Source organism: Spirochaeta lutea, from assembly GCF_000758165.1.
GTDB lineage: Bacteria > Spirochaetota > Spirochaetia > DSM-27196 > Salinispiraceae > Spirochaeta_D > Spirochaeta_D lutea.
Map to the genome: position 1 here is coordinate 1 of NZ_JNUP01000034.1, position 2,343 is coordinate 2,343.

Annotated in this window: 3 protein-coding genes; all 3 read right to left on the reverse strand. The window is 43.7% G+C overall.

Annotated features, from left to right (window positions below):
- Positions 1-159: 159 nt before the first annotated feature.
- The gene (locus DC28_RS04440) at positions 160-663 is read right to left on the reverse strand and encodes a hypothetical protein (protein ID WP_156104572.1); all 504 of its coding nucleotides are present in this window, start codon (positions 661-663) and stop codon (positions 160-162) included.
- 68 nt (positions 664-731) lie between these two features.
- Positions 732-1,193 carry a hypothetical protein gene (locus DC28_RS04445; protein ID WP_037546367.1) on the reverse strand — a complete coding sequence of 154 codons (462 nt, stop codon included), beginning with the start codon at positions 1,191-1,193 and terminating at the stop codon, positions 732-734.
- A gap of 27 nt (positions 1,194-1,220) precedes the next feature.
- Positions 1,221-2,336, reverse strand: a complete 1,116-nt coding sequence (locus DC28_RS04450) for an IS256 family transposase (protein WP_408020227.1) — start codon at positions 2,334-2,336, stop codon at positions 1,221-1,223.
- Positions 2,337-2,343: the final 7 nt, after the last annotated feature.

Sequence of the window (2,343 nt, forward strand, 5' to 3'; positions counted from 1 at the left end):
CAAGGACTATCGGAAACTCATTGCAAAATTACATTACCCGGCTCTTTATAACATCCGCTTGAGCTGTGAGCCGTAATTGACGTGAAAAATGCCGAGCGTAGCGAAAGCATTTTTCATGACAATAGGCGAATCTGCTCGAAGCGAATGTTATATGGTTTCCTATAAATAAATCCTTTTAATATCAATATATTTCAAGCCTTCCAGTAAGACAGCTAATTCACCATATCGCTGAATAAAATAGTCATTTATAGGATGTTCTGGCTCAAGATAAGTAATTTTTTGTTTAAATCTGTAATATAGCTTTAAAGATTCGACTAGTTTCCATATTATTTGGAATTCTCCATGATCTTTAGGATTTTCAATTGCATCTATACGTTTACAATTAGGTGGTAAATATTTTAGTGCTTTCTTTTCATATTTATTGAGTTGTAATTCTGCTTTTTGTAATAGATCTAAATAATTGCCAATAATTTTTTCATGTTGAATTTCGCTTATCGATTTTCTGTTTTGATTTTGTTGGATGATAAGCAAAACCAATGTAAAAAAACTGAAAATTGGGGCGATCAAGCCACTTAGGTAGGAACCAAATGCGCCCCAATCTTCTGTAGAATTTGAGAGTGGGTAATCCTTGAAATTTTGCCAGAAGACGAATAACGTCACCATAATATAACAGAATAAAACAAAGATTAGTAGGGATATGTAAATAATAGATTTATTCTTTTTATTCTCCATTATATTCCATCCGCGCTTTGATTTTGTTCAACAATGACTCGCCACATCGTGGGTAAAAAATAGACTATCGATAAATGCCATTGTTCCTCTACTAATGTTAGGTTTAACTGGATTCTACCCCCATCTGCATCCCAATGTATCTTGTACGGGTATTGTCGAGCAACCATATATCTCCATAAAGTTTCATATTCAGAATTAAAATCGGGAGGGACATAGTAATACACTGGTTCGCCATATTTTTCGTGGATCGCAATGGTTAATTGATAAAAGATTTCTATTGCATTTCGTGGGTCTGGTTGTCCAAATATTTTTCTGGCCTCAGGTTGAATTTCATACAACCCTGCTGCAAGAAGTCCGCCTACCAGCCCAAATGTAGTTTTAAAATCATGCCCAAACAGGTTTTTATTTAAATAAACAATTTCCTGTAGCCAATGCCTATTAGCTACATTCTGATAAAGCAACCCTTTCTTCTGTAAAATTGGAAAAAGTTAATCGGTCTCCATATCCAAATATCGCTTCCCGGTTGCCCAGGTCTCGTCAACTTCCATCATGATCGCCGCTACGATACGGTTCAGTGATTCCTTGTTCGGGAAGATCATAGCCACTTTTGTCCGTCGTTTGATCTCCTTCATTTGTCGCTCGGCAAGATTGGAAGTGCGCAATCGCCGGCGATGTTTTACCGGGATCGTGAACACCGTAAGACTCTCCGGTACGTTGTGCTCCAGCCATTCGCTGAGCTGTGGAGAATCTGCGCGGTACTTATCAACGGCTATTTTCAGGTACCGCTGAGCTTCTTCCAGGTTAGGCGCATTGAACACGGTACGTAGATCCTGCGCCAGCTCTTTCCGCATGCTCTGCCGTGTCACGTGATGTCCGGCATTCTGCTGCAGGTGGAACTGGCAGCGTTGCCACTTCACGGTCGGGAAGATCGCTTCGCATGCCGCCTTCAGGCCACTATGAGCATCAGAGGTAATCATGGTTACCCCGTGAAGACCTCGTTCTACCAGCGACTGGAGGAACCTCCGCCAGTGGACATCGGCCTCGCTGATCTCTGTGCTAATTCCAAGTACACGGCGTTGCCCGGTAATGTCTATCCCATAGGCAATTAGCACCGCTCCTGACACCACTGAGCGATCCATACGAACCTTCTCATAGGTCGCGTCCAGCACGAGGTACTTATAGGTATCCAGAGGTCGTTCTCGCCATTTTTTGATCTCTTCATCAAGCAACCTGGCGGCATTCGAAACCTGGCTCTGAGAAACCTCGAACCCGCATAGCTGTTCGACGATCTTTGACACACGACGGGTTGAGACTCCCTGGATATACATCTGCGCAATGGCGAGCTTCAAGGCTCGTTCGCTGCGACACCCCTTATCGACCGCACCGGGATAAAACTCCATCCCCCGTACTTGTGGGATCTGAATTGGAACCTCGCCCATACGCGTCTTTAGGAGCTTATCCTTGTACCCGTTGCGATGGCCAGTCCGATCTTCATTACGCTCGTAGGGTCCGGCGGACAAGGCCTTCTCCTGTTCCAACTTCATGGCCAGATTCATGATGGTACCGATTGTCTTTGTGATGCTGTCCTTGCCTCCCCCCTGGATGTCTTCA

What these genes read in the sequence shown, in the direction of transcription:
- DC28_RS04440 (WP_156104572.1), bottom strand. Translation starts at nt 663, where the DNA reads ATGGTGACGTTATTCGTCTTCTGGCAAAATTTCAAGGATTACCCACTC.